Annotated in this window: 26 protein-coding genes, 1 other RNA gene and 2 riboswitches; of the genes, 5 read left to right on the forward strand and 22 right to left on the reverse strand. The window is 61.0% G+C overall.

All coding sequences use genetic code 11. From position 1 onward, the window contains the following. Positions 1 to 63: 63 nt before the first annotated feature. The 7 genes from PSV38_RS08745 to PSV38_RS08775 form a co-directional block, all read right to left on the reverse strand. Positions 64 to 1,353 (reverse strand): TIGR03862 family flavoprotein, encoded by a 1,290-nt coding sequence (locus PSV38_RS08745; RefSeq protein ID WP_300546631.1) that lies wholly within the window; start codon positions 1,351 to 1,353, stop codon positions 64 to 66. Positions 1,354 to 1,443: 90 nt separating this feature from the next. Beyond that, entirely contained in the window at positions 1,444 to 5,079 is a 3,636-nt protein-coding gene (uca, locus tag PSV38_RS08750; RefSeq protein WP_300546633.1) for an urea carboxylase, read from the reverse strand. A gap of 7 nt (positions 5,080 to 5,086) precedes the next feature. Continuing rightward, positions 5,087 to 5,734 carry an urea amidolyase associated protein UAAP2 gene (locus tag PSV38_RS08755; protein WP_300546634.1) on the reverse strand — a complete coding sequence of 216 codons (648 nt, stop codon included), beginning with the start codon at positions 5,732 to 5,734 and terminating at the stop codon, positions 5,087 to 5,089. A gap of 18 nt (positions 5,735 to 5,752) precedes the next feature. Beyond that, complete coding sequence (locus PSV38_RS08760; RefSeq protein WP_300546636.1) at positions 5,753 to 6,556, reverse strand: urea amidolyase associated protein UAAP1; 804 nt, start codon at positions 6,554 to 6,556, stop codon at positions 5,753 to 5,755. A gap of 35 nt (positions 6,557 to 6,591) precedes the next feature. Beyond that, positions 6,592 to 7,467 carry an ABC transporter ATP-binding protein gene (locus PSV38_RS08765; RefSeq protein WP_300546638.1) on the reverse strand — a complete coding sequence of 292 codons (876 nt, stop codon included), beginning with the start codon at positions 7,465 to 7,467 and terminating at the stop codon, positions 6,592 to 6,594. A 6-nt stretch (positions 7,468 to 7,473) separates the two neighbouring features. Further along, positions 7,474 to 8,331, reverse strand: a complete 858-nt coding sequence (locus PSV38_RS08770) for an ABC transporter permease (protein WP_300546640.1) — start codon at positions 8,329 to 8,331, stop codon at positions 7,474 to 7,476. A gap of 9 nt (positions 8,332 to 8,340) precedes the next feature. After that, complete coding sequence (locus PSV38_RS08775) at positions 8,341 to 8,520, reverse strand: hypothetical protein (protein WP_300546642.1); 180 nt, start codon at positions 8,518 to 8,520, stop codon at positions 8,341 to 8,343. Between the two features lie 52 nt (positions 8,521 to 8,572). Further along, a riboswitch (guanidine-I (ykkC/yxkD leader) is annotated at positions 8,573 to 8,690 on the reverse strand. 121 nt (positions 8,691 to 8,811) lie between these two features. On the opposite strand from PSV38_RS08775, the gene PSV38_RS08780 reads away from it, so the two are divergent. Together PSV38_RS08780 and PSV38_RS08785 are read left to right on the forward strand one after the other, a co-directional pair. Continuing rightward, the gene (locus PSV38_RS08780; protein ID WP_300546644.1) at positions 8,812 to 9,912 is read left to right on the forward strand and encodes an NADH:flavin oxidoreductase/NADH oxidase; all 1,101 of its coding nucleotides are present in this window, start codon (positions 8,812 to 8,814) and stop codon (positions 9,910 to 9,912) included. 94 nt (positions 9,913 to 10,006) lie between these two features. Further along, positions 10,007 to 11,194: a D-alanyl-D-alanine carboxypeptidase family protein gene (locus PSV38_RS08785; protein ID WP_300546646.1), complete on the forward strand. Its 1,188-nt coding sequence runs from the start codon at positions 10,007 to 10,009 to the stop codon at positions 11,192 to 11,194. Positions 11,195 to 11,212: 18 nt separating this feature from the next. Here the strand turns inward: PSV38_RS08785 and PSV38_RS08790 are convergent, their stop codons facing one another. Continuing rightward, complete coding sequence (locus PSV38_RS08790; protein ID WP_300546648.1) at positions 11,213 to 11,917, reverse strand: glutathione binding-like protein; 705 nt, start codon at positions 11,915 to 11,917, stop codon at positions 11,213 to 11,215. 140 nt (positions 11,918 to 12,057) lie between these two features. Here PSV38_RS08790 and PSV38_RS08795 point away from each other — a divergent pair, with 140 nt between their 5' ends. Beyond that, positions 12,058 to 12,696 (forward strand): YbhB/YbcL family Raf kinase inhibitor-like protein, encoded by a 639-nt coding sequence (locus PSV38_RS08795; protein WP_300546649.1) that lies wholly within the window; start codon positions 12,058 to 12,060, stop codon positions 12,694 to 12,696. Positions 12,697 to 12,719: 23 nt separating this feature from the next. On the opposite strand, the gene PSV38_RS08800 is transcribed toward PSV38_RS08795, so the two are convergent. From PSV38_RS08800 to PSV38_RS08815, 4 genes are all read right to left on the reverse strand, one after another. Further along, positions 12,720 to 12,950 (reverse strand): hypothetical protein, encoded by a 231-nt coding sequence (locus PSV38_RS08800; RefSeq protein WP_300546651.1) that lies wholly within the window; start codon positions 12,948 to 12,950, stop codon positions 12,720 to 12,722. A gap of 61 nt (positions 12,951 to 13,011) precedes the next feature. Next, a complete protein-coding gene (locus PSV38_RS08805; protein ID WP_300546653.1) occupies positions 13,012 to 13,479 on the reverse strand; it encodes a CreA family protein in 468 nt (155 codons plus the stop codon). Further along, positions 13,476 to 13,745, reverse strand: coding sequence for a hypothetical protein (locus PSV38_RS08810; RefSeq protein ID WP_300546655.1), 270 nt, complete (start codon positions 13,743 to 13,745; stop codon positions 13,476 to 13,478). Before PSV38_RS08810 ends, PSV38_RS08805 begins: the two co-directional genes overlap by 4 nt. Before the next feature lie 108 nt (positions 13,746 to 13,853). Next, complete coding sequence (locus PSV38_RS08815; RefSeq protein ID WP_300546657.1) at positions 13,854 to 14,228, reverse strand: hypothetical protein; 375 nt, start codon at positions 14,226 to 14,228, stop codon at positions 13,854 to 13,856. Positions 14,229 to 14,371: 143 nt separating this feature from the next. Here PSV38_RS08815 and PSV38_RS08820 point away from each other — a divergent pair, with 143 nt between their 5' ends. Beyond that, positions 14,372 to 15,436 (forward strand): DMT family transporter, encoded by a 1,065-nt coding sequence (locus PSV38_RS08820; RefSeq protein WP_300546934.1) that lies wholly within the window; start codon positions 14,372 to 14,374, stop codon positions 15,434 to 15,436. Between the two features lie 29 nt (positions 15,437 to 15,465). Here the strand turns inward: PSV38_RS08820 and PSV38_RS08825 are convergent, their stop codons facing one another. The 6 genes from PSV38_RS08825 to PSV38_RS08850 all read right to left on the reverse strand — a co-directional run bounded on the left by PSV38_RS08825 (position 15,466) and on the right by PSV38_RS08850 (position 19,961). Beyond that, on the reverse strand, positions 15,466 to 15,807 hold the full coding sequence (locus PSV38_RS08825) for a hypothetical protein (RefSeq protein WP_300546659.1): 342 nt from the start codon (positions 15,805 to 15,807) through the stop codon (positions 15,466 to 15,468). Continuing rightward, complete coding sequence (locus PSV38_RS08830) at positions 15,808 to 16,155, reverse strand: 50S ribosome-binding protein YggL (protein WP_300546661.1); 348 nt, start codon at positions 16,153 to 16,155, stop codon at positions 15,808 to 15,810. A gap of 81 nt (positions 16,156 to 16,236) precedes the next feature. Next, complete coding sequence (locus PSV38_RS08835) at positions 16,237 to 16,815, reverse strand: TMEM165/GDT1 family protein (RefSeq protein ID WP_300546662.1); 579 nt, start codon at positions 16,813 to 16,815, stop codon at positions 16,237 to 16,239. Between the two features lie 3 nt (positions 16,816 to 16,818). After that, a riboswitch (yybP-ykoY riboswitch) is annotated at positions 16,819 to 16,992 on the reverse strand. A gap of 466 nt (positions 16,993 to 17,458) precedes the next feature. After that, a complete protein-coding gene (locus tag PSV38_RS08840; protein ID WP_300546664.1) occupies positions 17,459 to 18,688 on the reverse strand; it encodes a hypothetical protein in 1,230 nt (409 codons plus the stop codon). A 111-nt stretch (positions 18,689 to 18,799) separates the two neighbouring features. After that, positions 18,800 to 18,973 carry a hypothetical protein gene (locus tag PSV38_RS08845; RefSeq protein WP_300546666.1) on the reverse strand — a complete coding sequence of 58 codons (174 nt, stop codon included), beginning with the start codon at positions 18,971 to 18,973 and terminating at the stop codon, positions 18,800 to 18,802. 457 nt (positions 18,974 to 19,430) lie between these two features. Next, complete coding sequence (locus PSV38_RS08850) at positions 19,431 to 19,961, reverse strand: hypothetical protein (protein WP_300546667.1); 531 nt, start codon at positions 19,959 to 19,961, stop codon at positions 19,431 to 19,433. A gap of 235 nt (positions 19,962 to 20,196) precedes the next feature. On the opposite strand from PSV38_RS08850, the gene PSV38_RS08855 reads away from it, so the two are divergent. Next, a complete protein-coding gene (locus PSV38_RS08855) occupies positions 20,197 to 20,793 on the forward strand; it encodes a recombinase family protein (RefSeq protein WP_300546668.1) in 597 nt (198 codons plus the stop codon). Between the two features lie 8 nt (positions 20,794 to 20,801). On the opposite strand, the gene PSV38_RS08860 is transcribed toward PSV38_RS08855, so the two are convergent. From PSV38_RS08860 to argJ, 4 genes are all read right to left on the reverse strand, one after another. Further along, positions 20,802 to 21,341: a hypothetical protein gene (locus tag PSV38_RS08860; RefSeq protein WP_300546670.1), complete on the reverse strand. Its 540-nt coding sequence runs from the start codon at positions 21,339 to 21,341 to the stop codon at positions 20,802 to 20,804. A gap of 39 nt (positions 21,342 to 21,380) precedes the next feature. Then, a complete protein-coding gene (locus PSV38_RS08865; RefSeq protein ID WP_300546672.1) occupies positions 21,381 to 22,982 on the reverse strand; it encodes a site-specific integrase in 1,602 nt (533 codons plus the stop codon). A 101-nt stretch (positions 22,983 to 23,083) separates the two neighbouring features. Then, positions 23,084 to 23,455: a transfer-messenger RNA gene (ssrA, locus tag PSV38_RS08870) on the reverse strand. Positions 23,456 to 23,513: 58 nt separating this feature from the next. After that, positions 23,514 to 24,743, reverse strand: a complete 1,230-nt coding sequence (gene argJ / locus PSV38_RS08875; RefSeq protein ID WP_300546674.1) for a bifunctional glutamate N-acetyltransferase/amino-acid acetyltransferase ArgJ — start codon at positions 24,741 to 24,743, stop codon at positions 23,514 to 23,516.

Raw genomic sequence — 24,743 nt, forward strand, 5'->3', positions numbered from 1 at the left:
CCTTGATTGTCGGAAATTAGTACTGTCGATGCGCTCTCAAAAAGTGAGAGAAGAATGCAAATGTTAATGCGCTGGGGCCCGCGCGCTCCACCAGTCCAGCACCCCTTGGCCGGCCGCTTTGCCAGTGGCCAAGGTGGCGGTGAGCAGGTAGCCGCCCGTGGGCGCTTCCCAATCCAGCATCTCGCCTGCGCAGAACACGCCCTCAAGGGTGGGCAGCATCTGGTGGGCTGTCAGTGATTCAAAACGAACGCCACCCGCCGTGCTGATGGCTTCGTCGATCGGGCGTGCCGCCGCGAGCGTGATGGGCAGGGCTTTGAGCAGCTGCGCCAATTGCACTGGGTCGGCCAGTTGCGCCGGGGTCAGCACTTCGTGCAAACAGGCCATCTTCACACCCTGGATGCCCAGGCAGCTTTTCAGGTGCGTGGACAGGCTGCGCGGGCCACGCGGGCGCTTGGTTTCGGTCAGCACTTGCTCGGGCGTGTGGGAGGGCAGCAGGTCGAGGTAGACGGTGGCGGAGCCGTGGGCCTCGATGGCATCGCGGATGCGGGCCGAAAAAGCGTAAACCAGGCTGCCTTCGAGGCCGGTGAACGTGAGCACAAACTCACCTTGCTGGCGGTGCGTGTGGCCCTGGGCATCGGTGAAGCTCATGGCCACCGGCTTGATGGGATGACCGGCGAAGCGGTCGCGCAGGTGGTCGCTCCAGCCGGTGCGGTCGGGGGCGGTGGGGGCCACGTCGAAGCCACAGTTGGACGGTTTGAGCGGGGCGATGTCGGCGCCGCGGGCTTGCAGCAGGGGCACCCAGGCGCCGTCGGAGCCCAGGCGTGCCCAGCTGGCACCGCCAAGGGCGAGCACCGTGGCGTCGGCCTGGGCGGTGATGTCGCCTTGCGGTGAGGTGAACTTCAGGGCGCCGTCTTCAGCCCAGCCCTGCCAGCGGTGCCGCATGTGGAAGCGCACGCCAGCTTCGCGCAGTCGATGCAGCCAGGCGCGCAGCAGCGGCGCAGCCTTCAAGTCCTTGGGGAAGACGCGCTGCGAGGTGCCCACGAAGGTCTCGACGCCCAGGGCCTGCGCCCAGTCGCGCAGGACTTGCGGCGTGAAGGCTTCGATCGGCGGCGTGAGCGCGGCGCGGCGCTCGGCATAGCGGCCAAGGAAGAGTTCAATTGGTTCGGCGTGGGTGAGGTTGAGCCCGCCTTTGCCGGCCAGCAAGAACTTGCGGCCCACCGAGGGCATGGCGTCGTACACATCAACCTGCGCGCCACCGGCGGCCAGGGTTTCAGCGGCCATCAAGCCCGCAGGACCACCGCCGATGACGATGACGTGGGGGGCTGGGGCGGAGGAGGGGGTGGGCGTGGACATGGCAGGCGGCGCGGGGCGGGTGCCCCTGGGATCGGAAAACAGCCGCCGAGTGTCGCATGGCGGCGGGTTTTCGGGCCCTTGCCTGGCCTTTCAAGCCAGAACCACCACGTCCTGCCCTGCCGTGACGCCGCTGCCCTCCTGGCAGCGAACCTGCAGCACGGTGCCGTCCACCGGGGCCAACACGGGGAACTCCATCTTCATGGATTCGACCACGGCCAGGGTTTGGCCTTCGGTCACGGTGTCGCCTTCGGCCACCAGCACCTTCCAGACGCTGCCCGGCACGGGGCTGGCGACGGCACGCGCGCCGGGCGGCAAGGCTTGGTCGTCGGACGGCGGGTTGACGTCGAGTTCGCTCAGGCTGCCGTCCTGTCCGCTGGCCTTCCAGCGTTCGCGCTCGGCATCGAACGAGGCTTGCTGTTGCGACTTGAAGGCCTTGATGCTGGGCGCCTCGTCGGCCAGGAAGCGCTGGTAGTCGGCGAGGCTAAACTGGCCATGCTCGACCTTGAGCTTGAAGCGGCCAGCGGGGAAGTCGCGGCGCAGTTGCAGCAGTTCCTCTTCGGCAACCGGGTAGAAGCGGATCTGATCGAAGAAGCGCAGCAGCCAGGGCTTGCCCGCTTCGAAGTCGATGGCGCCACTGCGTTCATCGCGCCAGCGGTTCCACATCTGGATGGTGCGGCCAACGAACTGGTAGCCGCCAGGGCCCTCCATGCCGTAGACGCACATGTAGGCGCCGCCGATGCCCACCGCGTTCTCGGGCGTCCAGGTGCGGGCCGGGTTGTACTTGGTGGTGACCAGGCGGTGGCGCGGGTCCAGCGGCGTGGCCACGGGGGCGCCCAGGTAGACATCGCCCAGGCCCATGACCAGGTAGCTGGCATCGAAGACGATGCGCTTGACGTCGTCAATGCTGTCCAGGCCGTTGATGCGGCGGATGAACTCGATGTTGCTGGGGCACCAGGGCGCATCGGCGCGCACCGACTGCATGTATTTCTCGATGGCCAGCTTGGTGGCGCTGTCGTCCCACGACAAGGGCAGCCAGACGGTGCGCGTCGGGACCACGATGTCGGCGGTGGAGCCGAGTTGTTCGTCGGCCTGTTTCAGGGCGGTGAGCAGTTCGTGGCGCGGCAACACGCAAGGGTCGAAATGGACCTGCAGCGAGCGGATGCCGGGGGTCATGTCGATGATGCCGGGCAGCTTGCTCGCGTCGCGGTGGCCTTGCAGCCAGGCCATCAAGGCATGCACACGGAAGCGCAGGGTCAGGTCCAGCACCAGCGGGCCGAGTTCGACCAGCAGGTAGCGGTCGCCAGCCTGGCGGATGCACAGGGCAGGCTCCTCGCCTTGCGGTGTGTGGCGGGCGGCGCGCTGGTAGACGATGGGGGACAAGGTGGTTGCCACCTCCGCGGCAGGCACGGCTGCTGGCAGCGTGGGCAAGGGGCCGGTGCCCGCCAGCCAAGCCTCTTGCGCGGTCAGCAGGGACTGCGCTTGCTCGGCGTGCAGGGCCTGGAAGCGGATGGTGTCGCCGGGTTTGAGCTGGCCCAGCTTCCAGCGCTCGGCGGCCACGACCACGGCCGGGCACACGAAGCCGCCCAGGCTCGGGCCATCGGGGCCAAGGATGACGGGCATGTCGCCCGTGAAGTCGATGGCGCCGATGGCGTAGGCGTTGTCGTGGATGTTGGACGGGTGCAGTCCCGCTTCACCGCCATCGGTGCGCGCCCATTGCGGCTTGGGGCCGATGAGGCGCACGCCGGTCCGGCTGGAGTTGTAGTGCACCTGCCAGTCGGTGTCAAAAAAGGTGGCGATGTCTTCGGGGGTGAAGAAATCAGGCGCGCCGTGGGGGCCATAGAGCACGCCGATCTGCCATTGCTGGCTCAGGGTGGGGGCTTCGCTTTTAACCGGCGGCGTGGTCATGTTGGCACTGACGGGCCACACGTGCAGCAAGTCGCCGGTGCGCAGGGTGCGGCCAGCGTGGCCGCCGAATTGGCCCAGGGTGAAGGTGCTGCGGCTGCCCAGGTACAGGGGCACGTCCAGGCCGCCTTGCACGGCCAGGTAGGTGCGCGCGCCGGGCCGACCATGCGGCACTGCGCCCAGTTTGAGTGTTTGTCCGCCGTTGATGGTGATGGCCTGGTTGAAGGGCGCCTCAGCGCCATTGACCGTGGCCACCATGGGCGCGCCGCTGAGCGCGATGACCACGTCATCGTGGAAGCGCAGCGTGGGGCCGGACAGCGTGCATTCGAGGGCGGCGGCATCGGTGTTGTTGCCCACGATTTGATTGGCCAGGCGCAGGTTCAGGTCGTCCATGGGGCCGGAGGGCGGCACGCCCACATCCCAGTAGCCTTGGCGGCCGGGCCAGTCCTGCACGGTGGTTTGCACGCCGGGGTCCAGGACCTCGACTGCGCGCGGGTGCCAGGCCAGTTGCGACAAGGTCTTGGTGATGACCTCGCCCTTGGCGAACACTTCTGAGGCGGTGACGGCGCGCAGGTAGCGCAGATTGGTTTCGATGCCCGCCAGCCGCGTGTCGGCCAGGGCTTGCTGCAGCTTGGCCACGGCCTGCTCACGCGTGTCGGCAGTGACGATCAGTTTGCCGATCATCGGGTCGTAGTGGGGCGGCACGTCGGTGCCAGTGTCGACCCAGGTGTCCACGCGCGCATCGCTTGGAAAGACGACCTCGGTGAGCACGCCCGCGCTGGGTTGGAAGTTGCGCGAGGGGTCTTCGGCATAGAGGCGCACCTGGATGGACGCGCCTTTGGGTTCGGGTGCTGGCAGCGCGAGCTGGTCACCACGCGCCAGGCCGACCATCCACTCGACCAGGTCGATGCCGGTGACTTGTTCGGTCACGCCATGTTCCACCTGCAAGCGCGTGTTGACTTCGAGGAAGTAGAAGGCGCCCGTGTCGGCGTCGAGCACGTACTCGACGGTGCCTGCAGATCGGTAGCTCACGGCCTGGCCCAGGCGCACGGCGGCCTTCAGCAAGGCGTCGCGCGTCTCGGGTTTCAGGTGCGGTGCGGGGGTCTCTTCAATGACCTTTTGGTTGCGGCGCTGGGCCGAGCAATCGCGCTCACCCAAAGCCACCACCTGGCCTTGCCCATCGCCGAACAACTGCACTTCGATGTGGCGCGCATGCTCGACAAACTTCTCCAGGAACAAGCCCGCATCCTTGAAGTTGCTGCGGGCCAGTCGTTCGACCGCTTCATAAGCCGCATCCAGCTCAGCCGCATTGCGCACGAGCCGCATGCCGATGCCGCCGCCGCCAGCGGTGCTCTTCAGCATCATGGGGTAGCCGATGCGCTGGGCTTGAACCCGCGCATCGGGGGCGTCACTCAGCAACTCGCTGCCGGGCAGCAAAGGCACATCGTGCTGCTGCGCCAAGGCGCGGGCCGTGTGCTTCAAGCCAAAGGCGCGCATCTGCTCGCCGGTGGGGCCGATGAAGGCAATGCCCGCTTGCTCGCAGGCATCGGCGAAGCCGGGGTTTTCTGACAGGAAACCGTAGCCGGGGTGGATGGCGCCCGCGCCGGTTTCGCGCGCGGCAGCGAGGATGCGGTCCACATCGAGGTAACTTTGTGCGGCGGGCGCGGGGCCGATGCACACGCTGGCATCGGCCATGGCCACGTGGCGCGCATCGGCATCGGCTTCAGAATAGACGGCCACGGAGCGCAGGCCCATCTTGCGCAGGGTGCGGATGATGCGGCAGGCGATGGCGCCGCGGTTGGCGATCAGGACGGTGTCGAACATGGTGTGGTCAGTCCCAGATCAGGAATTGCGCAGGGGTGGGGTTGTAGGCGTTGCAGGGGTTGTTGAGCTGCGGGCAGTTGGACACCAGCATCAGGATGTCCATCTCGGCGCGCAGCTCCACATACTTGCCGGGCCCCGAGACGCCGTCTTCGAACTTCAGGCCGCCATCCGCGGTGACCGGCACGTTCATGAAGAAGTTGACGTTGGGCACCAGGTCGCGCTTGCCCAGGCCGATGTCGGCGTGCTGAAGCGCAATCAGGTAGTTGTCGCGGCAGCTGTGCATGAACTTCTTTTGCAAGGCATAGCGCACGGTGTTGCTCTCGGCGGCACAGGCACCACCCAGCGTGTCGTGGCGGCCACAGGTGTCGGCCACGATGGTCAGCATCGGCCGCGCTTCGCTGCTCATCAGCACGGTGCCGGTGGTCAGGTAGATGCCGCCCTGCGACAGCATGGTGTCGGTGGCGCTGTAGTGCTCGGCCGGGTCTTGCGCGTTGTAGAAGATCACGTCGACGGCCTGGTTGCCCTCTAAATCGACGATGCGCAGGGTCTGGCCTTGCTTGATCGTTTTCAAGTAAGGCTCGCCCGAGGGCAGCTTGTGATTGAGCACGGCGCGCTCGGGCAACAGGGCGCTTTCCTGGATGCGGATGGCGGTCATGGTGTGGCGTCCTTCAGGTCAGAGGTACAGCATGTCGGCGTTGTGAATGGCCCGCGCGCACTCGGGGCGGAAGGCGCGGCAAACGTCGTCCTTCGGTGCGGGGCCGCTGCGCCAGGCGGCCAGGCCAACCTTCTTGGGCGCGTAGCTCAACGAGGGGTCTAGCGGATGCGGTGCGGTCGAGAGGGCGATCAAGGTGTCCATGTCGAAGCGCAGTTGCACGGCCCCGCCAGCCTTGGCGTGGCCTGGGGCGAACTGGAAGCGGCCTTCCTCATCGACGCTGACCTTGCTGAAGAAGTTGACCGGTGCGATCAGGTCGCGGCGGCTCAGGCCGTGCTTGCCGATCTCGATCAGCAGGCCATCCTTGCCGCTGCGGTACATGGCGTTGCGGTGCGTGTCGAAGCTGCGCTCGCCGTACTGCTTCTTCAATCGCTCAGCATCCAGCAGGCCGCCCATGGGGTCGTGCCAGCCGACCGTGTCCAGCGTGATGCTGGCCAGTGATCGCCCCATGTCGCTCATCAGCACGTGGCCGCGCGTGTAGTGCGCGGTGTGCTGGGCCTTGAGCGAATCGGGCATGTTGTAGCGCTCCAATTTCTCGCGTGCCGAATACAACACCATGCTGAGGTTGGCGCCGTCTTCCAGCGCCACCATGCGCAGGCTGCTGCCACGCGGCATCACGTAAGACCAATGGCTGCCGCCCGGCACGATCTCGGACCACATCACCAAGTCTTCAGGCAGGTCTGGGGCGAAGCGCTTCCACAGCGCGGGCACGTCCACCGGGTCGGCGGCCGTGGGGTTGGCGGGGATCTCGGCGAAGCTTTCCATGCTCAAGGCTCCTTCTTCATCAGTCAATGCTGGCATCAATGGGATGACGCGCCTGAGGCCACGTCCTGGGCCGACTTGCACAATTGGTCCAACAGTTCGAAGTCGGTCTTCATGCCCGAGGTCTCGCGAATGCGGTCTAGCAGCAGGCGCTTGAGCTGCAGAAACTCGGGCGACAGCTTCATGTCTTGATCGCGGATCAAAGGCAGCGGCACCGCGTGGATCGAATCGATGCGGCCCGGACGCGGCGCCATCAGCACCACGCGGTGGCCCAGGTACATGGCCTCTTCCACGTCGTGCGTGACGAAGACGATGGTGGTGCGCTCCAGCTTGTGCACGTGCATGATCAGGTCGTGCATGACCTCGCGCGTCTGCGCGTCCAGCGCACCGAAGGGCTCGTCCATCAGGATGATGGGTGGCTTGCTCATCAAGGCCCGCGCAATGGCCACGCGTTGCTGCATGCCGCCCGACAGCTCGCTGGGGTAAGACTTGGCCACGTGCGTCAGGCCCATCAGGCGCAGCAGCGCATCGGCACGGCCCGCGGCGTTCTCCACGTCGTTGCTGGTGCGGCCATCGGTGTGGGTTTTCAGCTGGCGACAGAACTTGATGTTGTCCTGCACCGTGAGCCAGGGGTAGAGGCTGTAGTGCTGGAACACCATGACGCGGTCTGGCCCCGGCCCATGGATGGGCTGGCCGTTCACGCGCACGGCGCCCTGGCTGTGCGTTTCCAGCCCAGCGATGGTGCGCAGCAGGGTGGACTTGCCGCAGCCCGAGGCGCCCACAAGCGTCACGAATTCATTGGGCGCGATGTGCAGGTTGATGTCCTGCAGCGCGGGATTGGAAGCGCCTGGATAGGTCTTGAACAAGCCCTGGCATTCGATGCCCACGGACAGGGGTGGCGGGAAGGTGCTCATGGGGTGTCAGCCTCGGACGTGCAGCCAGGGGAAAGCCTTGCGGTGGGACAGGCGGAACACCTGGTCGATCAGCAGGCCAATCAGGCCGATCAGCAAAATGCCCGCGAAGATTTTGTCGGTCTGAAGGAAGCGCTGCGCCTTCAAGATCGCGTAACCCAGGCCGGAGTTGGCGGCCACCAGTTCGGCCACCACCAAGTAGGTCCAGGCCCAGCCCATGGTGATGCGCAAGGTGTCCAGTAAGGCGGGCTTGACGGAGGGCACGATCACCTTCTCCAGGATCTCCATGCGCGTGGCGCCCATGGTCTGCGCGGCCTCGATTTGCGGCAAGGGCACGCGGCGCACGTCTTCGGCCACCATCAGCACCATCTGGAAGAAAGTGCCGATGAAGATGATGGCGATCTTGGCGCCCTCATCGATGCCCACCCACACCATCACCAGCGGCACAAAGGCCACGGCGGGCATGTAGCGCACAAAGTCCATCAGTGGCTCCAGCAGGGCCTGCACCGAGCGCCAGGTGCCGATGAACAAACCCAGCGGGATGGCGAGCAGCGCCGACAAGGCCCAGCCCACCACCACGCGCATCACGCTGATGCCCATGTCGCTCATCAACCCGTCGGCCCACCAGGCTTGGGCGCGGTCCAGCACCAATCCGGGGCCGGGCAGGAAGACCGGGTCCAGCGTGCCCATGGCGGCCAGCGCAGCCCACAGCAGCATGGGAAAGATCAGGCCCACGCCCGCCAGCGTCCAGTACACCGGCGAGGGAATGGCTTGGCGGATGGCCCACAGGCCGGGCGACCTGGGTGGTGATGAAGTGGCTTGCGACATGGCTTCGGCTTGTTGTTGCGTGGAGTGATGGGCAGGCATCCGCAAGCTTCAGGCCGTGCTGGGCTGGCCAAAAGGCAGCGCAGGGACGACGCGGTGGTGCGGGGCGGGCGAGGGGGTGAGCAGTTGCGCCGTGGTGTCGGGCAGGTGTGCTGTCAGCGCCTCAATCGCGGCGACCGCAACCAAGGCGCTGAGCACTGAACGCTTGAGAGATGGCAAGACACGGCGCATGGGGGCTCCAGGTGAGACAAAGCGAGAGAGAGCACTTCAGCAATCGAAGCGAATCTCCCGGGCTTTTGTCCCGCCGTGGAGCCTGCGTTGGTGAATGTGCCAACTCAGGCCGATGGCTCTCGGACCAGACATTTGGTTTGCACCAAACCGGAACCCTAGCCACCCTTTCGAGTCAACGATCGACGACATCGTTTCTCTCGCAACTTGGGTATGCAAGCTTGATGCCAGACCATTTGCACTGCTTTGGTGAAGCTTGCACAATCGCCAGTCACCATGTGAAGGTCCCCAGCCATGAGCCATTTGTTCCAGCCCCTGCAGATTGGGCCTTTGACACTGCCCAACCGCATCGTCATCGCGCCCATGTGTCAGTACTCGGCCACGGACGGCAATGCCAGCGATTGGCACCTCATCCACCTGGGGCACTTGGCCTTGTCAGGCGCTGGCCTGTTGATCCTGGAGGCGACCGGGGTGTCGCCTGAAGCTCGAATTTCGCCGCAAGACCTGGGCCTGTATTCGGACGACAACGAAGCCGCCTTGGCCCGTGTCCTCAAATCGGTGCGTGCGTACTCAGGCATCCCCATTGGCCTGCAGTTGGCGCACGCGGGGCGCAAAGCCTCCACCCGCGTGCCTTGGGAGGGTGGCGCCCAGATCCGCCCCGATCAAGCCACCGGCTGGCACACCGTGGCGCCCTCCGCCGTGCCGCACAACGAGGGTGATGCGGTGCCTCAGGCCCTGGACGAAGCTGGCCTGGCCCGCGTCAAGTCTGATTTTGTCCAGGCGTCAAACCGTGCCGCGCGCCTGGGCATCGATGGCATCGAGGTTCACGCCGCGCACGGCTACTTGCTGCACCAGTTTCTGTCACCGCTGGCCAACCAGCGTCAGGACCAGTACGGTGGCAGCCTGGAAAACCGCATGCGCTTTCCGCTGGAGGTGTTCGAGGCGGTGCGCGCCGCTTTTCCGGCCGACAAACCCGTCTGGGCGCGCATCTCGGCCACCGACTGGGTGCCCGGCGGCTGGGACATCGAAGGCAGCATCGCTTTCACCCAGGCCTTGAAAGAGCGGGGCTGTGCGGCCATCCACGTCAGCTCGGGCGGTGTGTCGCCCGCCCAGGACATCAAGTTGAGCGCTGGCTACCAGGTGCCCTACGCGCAACGCCTCAAGGCCGAAGTGGGCATGCCCACCATCGCCGTGGGCCTGATCACCGAGCCCGAGCAGGCCGAGGCCATCCTGGCCCAAGGCGAAGCGGACGCCATAGGCCTGGCGCGTGCCATGCTCTACGATCCACGCTGGCCATGGCATGCCGCGGCCAAACTGGGCGCGCAAGTCACGGCGCCGCCGCAATACCTGCGCTCTCAGCCGCGCGAGTTCAAGAACCTGTTCAAAGCGCGATAGGTCGAGCGCATCGCGCTTTGCACTTCTTAACCGCGTCCGCCGGCCGCATCTTCGGGTAGGCTGGCGGGTTTCGCGCTAGACCACAAGGACCCCCATGAACAACATTGGCTCAGCCAAGCCCCGCTGGAAGATCGCCATCGCGGTGTTCACCGCCTGCTTCACCGCGTCGGTCGTCACCCCGACCCTGGCCGCGATCGCCATCGCGCCTGCGCCCACCTTGGAGAACACCGCCTACGTGGTGATGGACTTCGAATCGGGCCGCATCCTGTCGCAGGTCAATGCCGAGCAGCCCTTGCCGCCCGCCTCGCTCACCAAGATGATGACCAGCTACATCGTTGAGCAGGCCTTGAAGACCGGCCGCCTCAAGCCCACCGACATGGTCAGCGTCAGCGAAAACGCCTGGTGCCGCGGCACCAACGCCGAATCCTGCATGTACCTGCCGGTGCACGGCTCCGCCTCGGTCATCGACATCCTGCGCGGCATCATCGTGCAGTCGGGCAATGACGCGTCCAAGGCCATCGCCGAACACATGGCCGGCAGCGAAGCCTCTTTCGCCGTCTTGATGAACAAGGAAGCCGAACGCCTGGGCATGAAGAACACCCACTTCGCCAATGCCACCGGCCTGCCCGACCCCACGCACCGTGCCTCGGCGCACGACCTGGCCCTGCTGGCCCGCGCCATCATCCGCGACAGCTCGGACTACTACAAGATCTACTCCGAGAAGGAGTTCAAGTACAACGGCATCAAGCAGGGCAACCGCAATGCGCTGCTGTACACCGACTCGTCCGTGGATGGCTTGAAGACGGGCCACACCGCCGAAGCAGGTTTCTGCCTGACCGCCTCCAGCAAGCGCAATGACATGCGTTTGATCTCGGTGATCATGGGCGCCAAGAGCATGCAGGCGCGCGCCGACCAGACCCGCGCGCTGTTCAATTGGGGCTTTGGCTCGTTTGAAGACGTCAGGCCCGTGGCCGCGAACGTGTCCCTGGCCACGCCCAAGGTGCGCTTCGGCAAGGCCGACGTGGTCAACGTGGGCCTGCTGGCCCCGATGGTGGCCACCATCCCGCGTGGCCAGGCGGCCAACGTCAAGACGGACATCCAGCTCACCCCCGGCATCACCGCACCGATCGCCAAGGGCGCGGTGCTGGGCAAGGTCGTGATCACGCTGGATGGCCAAAGCCATGGCGAGCAGGCCCTGGTGGCACTGGAGCCAGTCGAAGAAGCTGGGTTCTTCGCGCGCCTGTGGCAGCGCATCAAGGAATTCTTCAGCAGCAGCAAGTGAGCAACACGCGGGCAGGCATCAACGCTTCACGGTTGATGCATCCTGCCCGAACAAGTGCTGGCGTGAGCTTTCGTCCACGGTCGGTTTGGCTGCAGGGTTGACCTCTTCCGCGCGGGCATAGGCGCGCACGGTGGCCGGCCGAGCCTTGATGGCCTCGAACCAGCGCTTGACGTTGGGGAAGTTGTTCAAATCCTGCTGCTGGCGCTCGTGAGGCACCACCCAGGGGTAGCTGGCCATGTCGGCGATGGAGTACTCGCCCGCCAGGAACTCGCGGTCGGCCAGGCGCTTGTCCATCACGGCGTACAGGCGAGCAGTTTCCTTCACGTAGCGCTCAATGGCGTAGGGCAGTTTCTCAGGCGCGTACTGGCTGAAATGGTGGTTCTGTCCGGCCATGGGGCCCAGGCCACCCATCTGCCAGAACAGCCATTGCAGCGTGTCATTTCGGCCGCGCAAGTCTGGCGCCATGAACTGGCCGGTCTTGTCCGCCAGGTACAGCAAGATGGCGCCTGATTCGAACAAGGGCAGGGGCTCGCCGCCATCCGTGGGCGCGTGGTCCACGATGGCCGGGATGCGGTTGTTGGGCGCGATGCGCAAAAAATCAGGCGCGAATTGCTCACCCTTGCCAATGTGAACGGGCTTGATCCGGTAAGGCACCTGCGCCTCTTCCAGGAACAGGGTGATCTTGTGGCCGTTGGGCGTGGTCCAGTAGTAAAGGTCGATCATGTCGGGTCTCTTTGGAAGTGGCGCCGCCAGTGTGCCCTCCTTGCGGATCACCCAAGGCTGACTGGGGGTACTCTGCGGGCGCGCTGATTGCTCAAGGGCTGAGGGCACTCCTGCCCGGCTTGAATCAGGGGATCCGCGAGATGCTCGAAAAACTTCCCGGTGTGATCGGCCACGTTCTGCTCGACCAGCGTGCCGGGCTGGACAAGCTGGCATTCAACAAGGTGGGCTTGCGCTCTGGCATGGCGGCCATCACGGTGTCCAGCCTGGCCTTTCAAGACCATGCGCCCCTGCCTGTTTTGTACACGGCCGATGGTGCGGGCACCTCGCCCTCCTTGCAATGGACCGGCTTGCCCGCACAAGCCCAGTCGGCCGTGTTGATCGTGGAGGACGCTGACGCGCCCACGCCCCAGCCGCTGGTCCATGCCATCGTGGTTGGCCTGCCGCCAGGGGATGGCGCTCTGCGCGAGGGCGCCCTCGATGAGGATGAGGGGCACGCACCGGAGTGGGCGTGCGGGCTGAACTCATTCCTGCAAGCCCATTGGCTGCCACCGGATCCGCCGCCCGGGCATGGGGTGCACCGCTACGCCTTCCAGTTGTTCGCGCTGTCGACCATGCCGGCTTGGTCTGCCAAACCTGGGCGAGAAGAAGTGCTGGAGATTTTGCAAACCCATGCCGTTGCCAGTGGCTGCCTGATCGGCACCTACGAGCGCCCAGATGGTTCGCAAAAGATTGAACAAGCCGAGCCAGCCGCAGTGCCTTTGGGCGCTTCGGCCGTTTAGGCGCTGAGATCTGGCCGGGCGGTTCAGCGCAGCAAGCGGTCGATCACCAGGCCCGTGGCAAAGGCGATCAAAACGCTGCGCAGCGGCCGTTTTCGCACATGGTCACCGGCGGAAGCCAGCCACGCCTGGCGTGTTTCGCTCAAGGTTTCCGCTTTCGCTGCGGCACGGTCCACGGCATGGTGGGCCGCCCGGGCCAGGCGTTCAACTGCCTCGTTCGCCCTGATTCGTTCTGTGGCGGGAATGGTGTGGGTCATGGCCGAGTCTCCTGATGTGAAAGAGATGCCTTCGACGCGGCAAACCACATGCCTGCAGGGCTTAATCCTTCACAGGAATGCGCTTGGCGCGGTCCACCGCCACGGCCGTGACGCTGTTCTGTGGTGAACCCTCAATGACGCGGTCCGAGTAGGTCAGGTAGACCAGGGTGTTGCGCTTGACATCCACCATGCGCACGATGCGCAGCTTCTTGAAGATCAGCGAGATGCGTTCGCTGAACACCTCCTCCTGGATGGGCAGCGGGCCGCTGATGGTGATGGGGCCCACCTGGCGGCAGGCGATGGAGGCTTCGGACCGGTCTTCGGCCAAGCCCAGCGCCCCCTTGATGCCGCCCATCTTGGCCCGCGAAACGTAGCAGGTCACGCCCGCCACCTTGGGGTCATCGTGCGCGTCGATCACGATCTTGTGATCAGGCCCGATGAACTTGAACACGGTGTCGACTTCGCCAATGGATTCAGCGTGAACCCAGGCCGAACAGGCCAGCAGGGCCAAGGCCAGGATTCTCTTCATGGCTTCTCCTGAACAGGTGGGCAACGGTAGGTTTTGGCCACGACGGTGGTGCTGGTGTAGCCAGCGTCGGGGCGGTCCCACACCACGTGGGTGGCGCCCTGCACATCGGCCCGGCGCAGCAGCTCCTGTCTGATGTCGTCGGCGCCCTTCAGCGCGAAAAAGCCGGACAGGCCAGAGCTGCCGCTTATCTCGCCCAGGTACTGGCAGCGCGCCATGGCGCCGATTTCGCTGGCCACCACCGATCCGGCGTAACGTGGGTGGGACATGGTGCCGCAAGCGGCCAGACCGCCTGTGGCGGCCAAAAGGAGGAGGGTGAGGCGCAGGTGTGTCATGCGCCCACTGTAGCCTGATAAAACCAAGCCGTCAGCCCACCCTCAGCCTTGGGTTAACCACAGCGTGACGCTGATCAAGCCCGTGACGGCGCCGAGCAGCGCAACGCCTGTCAGCCACATCACCCTCACCCGATTCGTCTCAATGCCTTGGATGAGTTGGGCGTTCTGCTCTGCCAGGGCTTTGATCAACTCTGACGAAGCCACCAACTGCTCGTGTGTCTGGGCTACGGTGGCTTCCAAGGTCGACACGCGGCTTTCCAGCGCCGACGCTGAGGGAGGCGCCTCAGGTGTGGCCGTGGCCGGCTTCTTGGACACGGTGCTCCACAGCTTCTTGGCCCCTTCTGCCACCTTTGGCGCGTTGCTGATCACGTCCGACCAGGGAACCGCTTGCAAGACCGAGAGCCAACCAATCGCCATGAGGACGTCCTTCAGTGAGTTTGCGTGAGCTTGAAGGGCCCATTCTGGCACCGTGCGCCCATTTTTACTTTTGCACCGAAACCACTCAAGCAGGCAACGTGGAAGCGTTCAAACTGCAGGCTGCTTGGTTCTCCATGGTTTTCATGCGCAAATTTTCCTTGTCAGGCCACCAACGCCTGCCCGCCCTGCGCGGTGGCTTCATGGCGTTGGTGGCGGCCGTCCTCTTTGGCGTTAGCACCCCTTTGGTTCAACGTTGGGGCTTGCACATCGGCACGTTTTCGACCGCCGCGTTGTTGTACGCGGGCGCTTCGCTGATTGGTTTTGGCTTGCGGCGAAAGGTTGACCGCGAGGCCCAGGTGCAAGGCGGCGATGTGCCTCGCCTGGCGCTGATGGCCCTCTTTGGCGCCATGATCGGGCCGGTGGCCTTGGCTTGGGGCTTGCAGAACACCAGCGGTACCAGCGCATCGCTGATGTTGGCACTGGAAGCCGTGTTCACCGCCGTGCTGGCCTGGCTTTGGTATGGCGAAACCATCGACCGCCGGGTGATGTCGGCGATGACCTTGCTGACGCTGGGGGGCATGGTGTTGGTGCTTGACCGCACCGATGCCGGCGGCAGTGAGGTGGCGGGTTTGTTGGCCGTCATGGCCGCCACGGCGGCATGGGGCGTGGACAACGCCTTGTCACGCGCCCTGGCGCAGCGAGATCCTGGTCAGGTGGTGATGCTCAAGGGGGCCATCGGGGCCACGGCCACGGCTGCTTTGGCCGTGTTTTTTGGCGAGCCCGTGCCCGCAGCGTGGCCGGCCCTGGGTTTGCTCCTGGTGGGGGCCAGCGGTTACGGCCTCAGCTTGCGCTTTTACCTGCTGGCGCAGCGTGCTTTCGGGGCGGCCAGGACGGGCTCGGTCTTCGCGTTTGCGCCCTTCATCGGCGCCTTGTTGGCGGCCACCTTGGGCGAGGGCATCAACCTTTGGATGCTGGGCGGTGCGGCGCTGATGATGGGAGGGCTGGTGCTGCATCTGGCCGAGACGCACGCGCACGAACACGAGCACGCGCCGATGGTGCATGAACACGCGCACTCGCATGACGATGGGCACCATGGGCACGAGCATGATCCGATGCCCGTGGGGATGCACAGCCATCCTCATCGCCACGAACTGGTCCGGCATTCGCATGCACACGTGCCCGATGAGCACCATGCGCATCCGCATTGAGGGGCAGATGCCTTGGCTTCGAACTTGGACTACTTGGCAGCCGCATAGAAGCGCTGGATTGTGGCGCTGCGAAGGATGTAGGTGCCCACGCCTATCACGAGTGATGCCCAAAGCAAGGCCGCCACAAGGTGGACACCGGAAACGTCAGCCCGCAGCAGCTGAATCAGCGCATCAGCCCCAAGGACGATGCACAGCCAAGCCAATGCCTGGGCGGCAGCGCGCTTGCGCAGCAAGGCGGCCACGCTCAACCCACCCAGCAAGGCCGACCAGGCCAGGGCCGTGGCCAAGGGGCTGCCGACCACGAACACGATGGCCACCCTGGCGATGACCACCGTGGCCAGCAGGAAGACGAGCAAGCGCGGTGCGGCCATTCAGCCTTTGAGCTTGGTCCGCTGTTGTGCTGCTGGGGTGGAGTACCACATGTCCACCAAAGCTGTGGCAGACAAGGTGGCCACTTCAGGGCGTGCGGCGAGCCAGGCAAGCACCTCGGAGCGCTCTTCTTCCGTCACGCTTTGCGGGCCAAGCTTGTCAATGGCGCCACCTGTGGCCCATCCACCAAAGCTCAGGCTGCGGGGCTCAATGGCTTGGGCCAGGAAGGCGTCCACCAGGGCCTCGTCGTCTGCGTCCTTGGCCAGTTCTGCCTCGAACAGGAATCCCAGTTGCTGGAACTCGCCGACGCGCAGTTTCTTGCGCAAGCGCCGACTTCTTGTTTTTGCCATGTTTTCTTTCTGTTTTGAAGGGATCTGGGTATTTTGAGGGGTCCAGTCAAGGATCATCCGCGTGGGCCCTCGCCATCGTCCTCAGAATCCGAACTTGGAGCCTGCGCCCAGCAAGGTCGCCACGCCCAAAATCGCAAAGATGGCAGCGGCCATCGAATGCACCAGCTTCATCGGTATCCTGCCGGCCAGCTTGTTGCCCACCAACACGGCGGGCACATCGGCGATCAGCATGCCCAGCGTGGTGCCCATCACCACCATCACAGGCGCCGCGTAGTGGGCGGCCATGGCAATGGTGGCGATCTGGGTCTTGTCACCCATCTCTGCCAGGAAAAAGGTGATCAGCGTGGCGCCAAAGACGCCAAAGCGCGCGGCGACCTGGGTCTCTTCTTCCTCAATTTTGTCGGGGATCAGGGTCCAGATGGCCATGCCGATGAAAGACGCCCCCAGCACCCAGCGAAGAACTTCGGGGCTGACAGAACTGGTGATCCAGGCCCCCAAGGCGCCCGCCAGACCGTGGTTCACCACGGTGGCCGCCAAAATGCCCAGAATGATGGGCACGGGCTTCTTGAAGCGCGCGGCGAGAATGAACGCCAGGAGTTGAGTCTTGTCGCCAATTTCTGCAAGGGCGACGACTCCTGTGGAGACGAGCAAAGATTCCATGAAATTTCCCCAGGCCGGATACAGACGATTGACCACCACGCATCCCCGGCCAGGTCGGAGGCGTGGTGGTCAAAGGTCTTGCCAGGTGCGGGACTGCTGACGCCATGGCCTGCGGGCCAAGTGTGTTGACGTCAGCCTCTTCGAGGCGAAGAGCGGCTACTCCCCAATGACCCTGAGATGGTAGCAGTCAATCCATCGCTGACCCGGCAGTTGTTACCCGGTTATTTCGGTTGGTGCCGCTGGCTTCCTGCACCTTGGCCATTGAGACGAAAAAAATCCCTAAGTCGTTGATTACTTAGGGATTTTTGGGTCTCAAGAATCGTCTTGAGACCATTGAATGGTGGAGCCGGGGGGAGGCGAACCCGTGCCCAGTTTTCCAATCAAATCAGCGACTTAGCCAAGTTGCGACGTGTAAGTGGCACACCTAAATGGCACACCGACCTGATCCTACACGGTTCGGTTCCGTTTGTGGGAATTGAACCGGCGTCCTGATGTTGGACGCTTTGCCCAATGCGCATCCCAGCAGACTGCCTTAGAAGCCCGTAGGTTCGCTTATTTTTATTCCCCAAGGGGTAGGGGTGGAGAGTTGTCCGAATCGCCGTAGGCGAGGAAAAGAGAGGTGCAAACCGGTTGCAAACCAGTGTCAAACTGGACGGGGTTTTTTTAACCGACCTTGTGTAAGGATCGGCGTTTTTAAAAAAGTGCCCGAGTAGAAAACGACCAGGGTCGATGTTTGACCGTTTTTCTCTAAGACTTCGTCTTTCCGTAGGGCAGGCGCCTGCGCCGCCCGACCTGTTGAAGGTGGAATGATATTTGTTGATGGATGAGAGAAGCGCGTAGCGGTTCGAGCTTTCATCAACAAAGCTTCTTCTTGTTTGGAGTGATGTTGATCCTGTATGGTTCTTGTATATGTATTAATAGTATTTAGAGTTGCAATGCCGCTCCCTATGGGCAGGGGTGAATTTTTGACGTAAATTCCCGGTAAACATGCATGCGCTGCCTTCTTGCTGCGAACTGAGCGGGTGAGGTTTCTAAGCGCATCGGCGGCGGATTTGTTCAGTTTCGAATCGGCTTCCAAACAGCTTCGCGATTGACGCTCATGATTGGCTTTTTTTGTTGCGTCTCGTGGCTGGCCAAGAATTGTAATTTTCTTGAGTGCGCTTCGTTCGTCCTCTCCAATATCAGGCCGTTCTTTCAGCCACTTGAAGTAACAAGCGAGGGAGGCGAAGTTGAAGGCTTCCATTTCCTCAAGTGTCTTAAAGGGGACTTGTCCACCCTGAAGTCTTACCTCAACTCTGGCGCGATACTGGCTAGTAGGAAGCGGAATTCCATTATCTTTTGTCTTGACGTAAATGCGCATAATCAGGTCCGCGTCTATTTTACCCATGAAAAGAGTGCGCCCTTCATTCAGGTAAGGTATTAAAATTGGATGCATCGGGCTACCCCAAACTCTGCGCCCTCGCATGGCGAGTAGCCTGTGGGCGGCCCTTGGTGCTACAGGGTGCCGCAGGTATTTATAGCGGCTAAATGCTATTTTGGCCAATACCAAAGTATCAGGATGATAAGTGTCTACAGCGACTTCAATGCCTGAGATCAGGATAGGTCCAGCAAGGGGGAACTTCTGGTTTAACTTGGCCTCAATTTCTCTGCAACAAGCTATTGATTTCGGATTTTGAAGACGCAAGATAAATCTCTTAGTGGGTGTGTTTTCGCCTTGTCGGCCTTCCTCGATATCAAGCGGCTTGACATGGCTAATCCCCAAATCTTTGAAATGCTTCCATATATTGAATGCCACATGCCTACCCAGAGCATTGATTTCAAGATCAATCCAATCTAGGCATGCTCTTGTTGGCCCCGTTGCGTTATAATTCATTGCGTTTATTTGTCGCCATGTTTCAGCATGGTTTATTAAGTCATTACTGACTTATGTTCTTAAGGCCGCTTGGATAGCGTTGGTCGCGCTATCCAAGTGACCTTAAATTACTTAGATGCCATGTTCACTTAGCAAAATAGATTTCCCGTGCAAGTCATTGATAATCAAAGACTTGATTCCGTCGCTGTTGATGAGGTGAACAATAGCGAATCCGGCATCAATGGTTTGTTCAATATTTGCCGCTTCCAAAAAATCAGCGGCTTCGCTCAAAGTCATTTCACGCATTTCATTTTTCCAGGTGGTGGGCGCATGGTCCCGGCGCCCCGTGCGGGTTAGTTAATGAATGAATTTTTCGAAGTGTGACTTCGATAGGGTGCCCGAGGGGGAATGCAACGAGCGACCGGACTGTGGGAGCATTTCGGTGTTTCCTTGATTTCCGGTAGCACGCGATATTTCCAATACGTAGTGTCCGCTGGACTTAGATTCACAATCTTGTATTGCACTTTTGTTGCGGGGGGACTGCAAGATATCGCCTTTTCAACAAATTCGGCGACATCTTTCGGAAGGTAATGCGGACGTTTAACGCGCTCGTCTTTGACGTATACGCAAGGTAAAAGTTCCAGTCCATGAAAAGTTGTTTTATTGCGAATACAGTCAGCTAGAAAATCTGCCCAAGCTCGTTGTGCCCCCAGTTTCTTGTAAAGAATCCGGACAACTTCGGTTTGTGGAAGAACTATTGTTTTCATTTTCGTTCTTTCAGTCGCATCACTTTCATGTTCGCGTTGTCAGTGACGGTCTCATAGTTTTCAGAAAAATCTGTTCCCTGAGGGTTTTCCTTCCGCTTAAGATAATCGCCCACTTCGGTGAGTTCTTTCCCGAACTTAATGGCTTGCTCTGGCGTGATCGTGAAAACCATTAAAGGTTCGTCAATGATCATCCGGACGTAGTGGCCGGTGAGGCGATCGTATTGAGCGGTGACACTTCCGCCCTTGAAGACTCTCCCTCGAGATGAGCCGCTGTCGTCAATAATCCCAAATGCCTGTAAAACCTGGGCGGTTTGCCCCGTCAGCGTGATAGTGCCCAGCTTGCGCATTTTTTCCCATTCGACATATTTTGATAATTCTTCCCGTTTGTAAAAGATGCCTCCTGCAAGGCGTTCAAACGGGATTCGATAAGAAACGCGGCGCGTTTGGTTTCTGTTGTTCTGCAACCATGCGGCCCACTGCACTGGGTCCTTTTCAGGTAGCAGTTCTGAAAGAGCATCGGCGGACACGCTATTGCTCAGGAGTTCTGTAATCATTTGTATTGATTTAATTAAGTTGCCCAATGGTAATTGTCAATCAACAAACAGTCAATCACGAAAGATTTGCGTCTGAGTCCCTGCAGGTGTGGGCGAAACTCAAGCATTTCGCCCACCTTCAAAGCCCCTGGGCGAAAGATAGCCCCTAAGGACTTTTGTCCTATGCTACATTTCGCTCATGACATTCGCCCACTTTGGGCGATAGGGGATGAAAGTGCGTTTGTTTGCCTACTGCCGCGTTTCGACAACCGGACAAGACACCGAGGGCCAGATTGCAGAGATTGCCGCCGCTGGCTTCAACATTGAGTCACAGAGGGCAGTTGCAGAACAAGTGTCCGGCTCAGTCGCCGCCCGACTTAGAAAAGGGTTTGCGAAGCTTTTGGACCGCTTAGAAGGCGGTGATGTGCTTGTTGTGACAAAGCTTGACCGATTGGGTCGAGATGTCATTGACGTATGCCAAACCGTTCAGGACTTGCAGCAACGGGGGGTGAGGGTCCACTGCCTTCAATTAGGGGGCATGGACCTTACAAGCTCATCGGGGGCGATGGTGATGGGGGTCATGGCGTCGGTCGCTCAGTTTGAACGCGCGCTAATTTTGGAAAGAACCGACGCCGGTAGGAAACTGGCGAAGGCGAAGGGCGTGAAATTTGGAAGAAAATCCGCCCTCACTGAGGCTCAGCAAGCCCAGGCAAACGAACTACTTGCGGCTGGCCAGACAGTTTCAGGTGTGGCGTTGCAATTCAAGACCAGCCGGAAGACCATTCAACGGGTCAAGGCAAAATATGAAGATATCGTATCTCTCTAAATACCATTCTAGTTGGCTTCTACTATAAGACCGGGCTTAAGAGAGCAGCTATACCCTTTTGGTTCCTTCATTGGGCCTGACAAAGTGTCTCGCGTGAACATTATTGCGTAGCTTAAATTCAATGCGAAAAAAAGGTCAGGAGATTTATTTTGGCGCCGGTTTAGGAAGGTTTTAAGACGTTCGTCCGTGCTGCTAGTCGATCCGCTTCCGGATATATACGCGGTTGCTTGATATGTGTCCGCCGAATGTTCGTCGACAAGAAAAAACCCGAAATTTGATATGTTTTGTTCCTTTGCCAGCTTAAGTATTTCTTCTTTGCACGTAATGTAAAGTGATCGAAGCTTTTTCTCACTGGCTTTCATTAATTCGCTTTCAATCGTTGCTTGCTCAGCTTTGTATTCTCGTAAGAATTTTTCGTCTGCCAATTCTTTTATTCTAATTTGTTCAGCCGTTTTTGGTGGTGGATATTCCTTTTGCTCACTACATGCCAACAAAATGAGCGCCGTGGCAGCAACGAAAAGTGAAATTGTCGCACCTTTGAAAATCATTGACCAATGCATTTGGTTCCCCCCAATGTTATGTTGCTATCAGGCGGCACAGGGGCCTTTATGAGATGGCTTCCGCCCCGGAGCGTCGGTGAATTTAACCTCTTCAACCGTTGGTAGCATGGCTATCACCTCTTTGGGCAAGTTGAACGCATCCACGGTCGGTTTTCTCATGGATGCGTCTCGCTTGTTCCAATAAACTTTACCGGTCACTAAATCGGCTTCGTGTCCGACTATCGGCGCAAGTAAATGGGGCGTTATGCCAGCATCCATTATCTTTGTAATAAAAAGGTGCCGGAAGCTGTGGAAGACGGTCTGTTGTTTTCCAGTGATGCCAACTTTAGCGCGATACCGCTGGAACCAGTTTGACGGCGCATGACCCGGGCCGTCCCGTCGCTCAAGGTTGAGTTCGGGAAAGAGGTTCGTTTCTCCTGCGAGCCTTTGCTTTTCTACGTGCCTCAATAGCCCGATGCGGATCAGTTCGGGATGGATTGGCACTAGTCGTTTAGCGCTTGGTGTCTTGACGCGCTTTTTCCGATTCCCGGACTCTCCTTCTGTGTTCGACGCTTTGTCGTTGATGTCAATGCATGGGATGCCGTCCACTTCAACAAAATCTCCCAGTTCGAGCTGGCAAAGCTCGCCTAGCCGCGCTCCAGTGAACAGCGCCAGAGGTATCAGCCAAAAGCTGTAGGAGGATTTGAATTTTTTCTTTAGAAAATCAGGATGGCTAAGCAATACCCGTAGTTCGTCAACAGTGAACGGGCGCCGCTTTTCATCGCCCGTGTCTTGCTGGCCAAAACCTTTAAAGGGGTTGGAATCGATTCCCCATTTACGTTTTTCCTCAAGCGCCCATTCGAACATAGAGCTGATCCGCTCCATCTTCTTGCTTGCATTGGCTTCGGTTTGAGGGGGGGCCTTTAGGTCAAGTAGCTCCTGAATGCTTTTGCCTCGATATTCGGCCTTCCTGCTAAGGTTGGCCGGTAACTGTTTCAGGATGCCGAAGTATTCGCCCGCTACCTCTCTATCAATGGCCCCGATGTGCACATCTTCCATAACCGTGATGAAGAAGCCAATTTCGGCTCGATAGGCTTCTAGCGTCTTCTCGGTGGGCGGTTTCTTTACTCCGCCCTTTGGCCGACGCAGAAGACTGGCGAGATAGGCCTCCTGAAGCGCAGAAAACAGGGGCGATTCTTCTGGAGGGGGAGGAAAAACGAGGGCGCGTTCCAACTCTTTCTTGCCCTCAAGCTGCCCCCTCTCGTGCATTCGTATGGCAACTTGTTGGACGTGCTGACGCGGGACCATCCGCTCAATCTGTGCTCGCAGCTCCGTGACCTCATGCTGAAGCAGGCTGATTCGCGCTTTCTTGACCGCTCCTTGAAGCAGTTCGCTACGCCACTTGGCGAAGTAGTCTGCGGGAGGCGCCTCGTCGTTTACTGCCATGTTGTGAAGGTCCGCCATCAGTAGGGGGATGGCGGAAATTAGCGGAAGCGCTAAGTCTATGGCTAGTTCACGTTGTTCGGTGTGCAGGCTAAACCGAAGTTCGCTGCGGTTGGCTACGCTTCGAAGCTGTGAAGGAATCACGATACGGAAGTAGAAGATTCCGTGACGGTTCCGATAGATGCGTGATGCGACCCGTATGGGCATGATGACCTCCGCACACTGGCACACCGAAGTGGCACACCTGTGTGGAAAAGGCCAAGCCGCAATGAAAAACGCCAAGTGAAATCAATCACTTGGCGTTCAATTGGTGGAGCCGGGGGGAATTGAACCCCCGTCCGCAAACCATCACCGAGCAGTTCTACATGTGTAGCCGTCTGATTTGGATCTCACCGACTCTGTCGCGCAGCGGCACGCTACAGAATCCGCCAGTCACTTAATCTTGTTCTCTACCGAGTGACCCGGCAAAGAACCAGCCAATGTGTATGACCTCACAGTCCTTGTCTTACGACTCAGACCCAGCCCATCGGCCAACTGTTGTGAGGCTCACCGGTTTTAAGCGGCGAGTGCGAACTTTTGATCGTTTGCAGTTAGTTTGTTTCCAGCCGGATTTACGAGCAAACTGGAGCTCGACATGCCCTACTTCGGATCCGCATCCACGTCGAAACCTGGTCGGCCCCTTGGGAAAAGGTGTCCCATTGTAGGCTCAATCGCCAAAACCTGCTCGCAAATGCGGGATCAACTCCGGTAGTCGGCGTTGATGGTCACGTAGTCGTGCGACAAGTCACAGGTCCACACGGTCACCTTTTCAGCGCCCCGCGCCAGGCCCACGCGCACGGTGATTTCGCTCTGCTTCATCACGCGCTGCCCGTCTTCCTCTCGATAGGCCGGGTGGCGGCCGCCCTTGGTCACCACGTGCACGTCGTCCAGGTGCAGCTCGATCAGGGTTTGGTCCAAATCGCCAATGCCCGCGTAGCCCACCGCGGCCAGGATGCGGCCCAGGTTGGGGTCGCTGGCGAAGAAGGCGGTTTTGACCAGCGGCGAGTGGGCGATGGCGTAGGCGGCCAGCTTGCATTCGTCCTCGGTGCGGCCACCTTCGACCGTGATGGTGATGAACTTGGTGGCACCTTCGCCGTCGCGCACGATGGCCTGGGCCAATTGCTGCGACACGGCGATCACGGCGGCGCGCAGGGCGCGGCCCTCGGCGCTGTCCAGGCTGGTGATCTCGTCGTGCGCGGCCTGGTTGGTGGCGATCAGCACGAAGGAGTCGTTGGTGGACGTGTCGCCATCGATGGTGATGCGGTTGAACGAGGCGTCGGCCGCTTCGGTCACCAGGGCTTGCAGCAGGCCGGGTGCAATCTTGGCGTCGGTCGCCAAAAAGCCCAGCATGGTCGCCATGTTGGGGCGGATCATGCCCGCGCCCTTGCTGATGCCAGTGATGCTGACCGTGGCGCCGCCAATGCTGATCTGCCGCGAGGCCGCCTTGGGCAAGGTGTCAGTGGTCATGATGCCTTCGGCGGCCACGCCCCATTGGTCGGCCTTCAAATCAGCCAGGGCGGCGGGCAGGCCGGCCTGGATGCGGTCCGTGGGCAAGGTCTCCATGATCACGCCGGTGGAAAACGGCAGGACCTGTTCGGGGGCGATGTTCAGATGGCGGGCCAGGGCCACACAGGTAGCGTGCGCGCGCACCAGGCCGTCTTCGCCGGTGCCCGCGTTGGCGTTGCCCGTGTTGATGAGCAGGGCGCGGATGCCGTAGTTGGCAGCCAGGTGCTTCTGGCACAGTTGCACCGGAGCGGCGCAGAAGCGGTTCTTGGTGAAGACGCCAGCCACCGCGCTGCCTTCGTCCAGGGTGATGACCGTCAGGTCGCGGCGGTTGACCTTGCGGATGCCCGCCATGGTGATGCCCAGCTTGACGCCAGGAACAGGGTGCAGGTCTTGGTGATTGGGGGCGGACAGATTGACGGGCAT

The organism is Aquabacterium sp. (assembly GCF_029946005.1).
In the GTDB taxonomy this organism is placed as follows: domain Bacteria; phylum Pseudomonadota; class Gammaproteobacteria; order Burkholderiales; family Burkholderiaceae_C; genus Aquabacterium.

Excerpts from the sequence above, each read along its gene's own strand:
- PSV38_RS08855 (WP_300546668.1), top strand. The coding sequence starts at position 20,197 with ATGAAAGTGCGTTTGTTTGCCTACTGCCGCGTTTCGACAACCGGACAA.
- PSV38_RS08775 (WP_300546642.1), bottom strand. The coding sequence starts at position 8,520 with ATGCGCCGTGTCTTGCCATCTCTCAAGCGTTCAGTGCTCAGCGCCTTG.
- PSV38_RS08800 (WP_300546651.1), bottom strand. The coding sequence starts at position 12,950 with ATGACCCACACCATTCCCGCCACAGAACGAATCAGGGCGAACGAGGCA.
- PSV38_RS08805 (WP_300546653.1), bottom strand. The coding sequence starts at position 13,479 with ATGAAGAGAATCCTGGCCTTGGCCCTGCTGGCCTGTTCGGCCTGGGTT.
- PSV38_RS08825 (WP_300546659.1), bottom strand. The coding sequence starts at position 15,807 with ATGGCCGCACCGCGCTTGCTCGTCTTCCTGCTGGCCACGGTGGTCATC.
- PSV38_RS08785 (WP_300546646.1), top strand. The coding sequence starts at position 10,007 with ATGAACAACATTGGCTCAGCCAAGCCCCGCTGGAAGATCGCCATCGCG.
- PSV38_RS08755 (WP_300546634.1), bottom strand. The coding sequence starts at position 5,734 with ATGACCGCCATCCGCATCCAGGAAAGCGCCCTGTTGCCCGAGCGCGCC.
- PSV38_RS08865 (WP_300546672.1), bottom strand. The coding sequence starts at position 22,982 with ATGCCCATACGGGTCGCATCACGCATCTATCGGAACCGTCACGGAATC.
- PSV38_RS08820 (WP_300546934.1), top strand. The coding sequence starts at position 14,372 with ATGCGCAAATTTTCCTTGTCAGGCCACCAACGCCTGCCCGCCCTGCGC.
- PSV38_RS08845 (WP_300546666.1), bottom strand. The coding sequence starts at position 18,973 with ATGCGTGAAATGACTTTGAGCGAAGCCGCTGATTTTTTGGAAGCGGCA.
- PSV38_RS08810 (WP_300546655.1), bottom strand. The coding sequence starts at position 13,745 with ATGTCCCACCCACGTTACGCCGGATCGGTGGTGGCCAGCGAAATCGGC.
- PSV38_RS08790 (WP_300546648.1), bottom strand. The coding sequence starts at position 11,917 with ATGATCGACCTTTACTACTGGACCACGCCCAACGGCCACAAGATCACC.
- PSV38_RS08795 (WP_300546649.1), top strand. The coding sequence starts at position 12,058 with ATGCTCGAAAAACTTCCCGGTGTGATCGGCCACGTTCTGCTCGACCAG.
- PSV38_RS08780 (WP_300546644.1), top strand. The coding sequence starts at position 8,812 with ATGAGCCATTTGTTCCAGCCCCTGCAGATTGGGCCTTTGACACTGCCC.
- PSV38_RS08835 (WP_300546662.1), bottom strand. The coding sequence starts at position 16,815 with ATGGAATCTTTGCTCGTCTCCACAGGAGTCGTCGCCCTTGCAGAAATT.
- PSV38_RS08760 (WP_300546636.1), bottom strand. The coding sequence starts at position 6,556 with ATGGAAAGCTTCGCCGAGATCCCCGCCAACCCCACGGCCGCCGACCCG.
- PSV38_RS08815 (WP_300546657.1), bottom strand. The coding sequence starts at position 14,228 with ATGGCGATTGGTTGGCTCTCGGTCTTGCAAGCGGTTCCCTGGTCGGAC.
- PSV38_RS08770 (WP_300546640.1), bottom strand. The coding sequence starts at position 8,331 with ATGCCTGCCCATCACTCCACGCAACAACAAGCCGAAGCCATGTCGCAA.
- PSV38_RS08745 (WP_300546631.1), bottom strand. The coding sequence starts at position 1,353 with ATGTCCACGCCCACCCCCTCCTCCGCCCCAGCCCCCCACGTCATCGTC.
- PSV38_RS08830 (WP_300546661.1), bottom strand. The coding sequence starts at position 16,155 with ATGGCAAAAACAAGAAGTCGGCGCTTGCGCAAGAAACTGCGCGTCGGC.
- argJ (WP_300546674.1), bottom strand. The coding sequence starts at position 24,743 with ATGCCCGTCAATCTGTCCGCCCCCAATCACCAAGACCTGCACCCTGTT.
- PSV38_RS08860 (WP_300546670.1), bottom strand. The coding sequence starts at position 21,341 with ATGATTTTCAAAGGTGCGACAATTTCACTTTTCGTTGCTGCCACGGCG.
- uca (WP_300546633.1), bottom strand. The coding sequence starts at position 5,079 with ATGTTCGACACCGTCCTGATCGCCAACCGCGGCGCCATCGCCTGCCGC.
- PSV38_RS08765 (WP_300546638.1), bottom strand. The coding sequence starts at position 7,467 with ATGAGCACCTTCCCGCCACCCCTGTCCGTGGGCATCGAATGCCAGGGC.
- PSV38_RS08840 (WP_300546664.1), bottom strand. The coding sequence starts at position 18,688 with ATGAATTATAACGCAACGGGGCCAACAAGAGCATGCCTAGATTGGATT.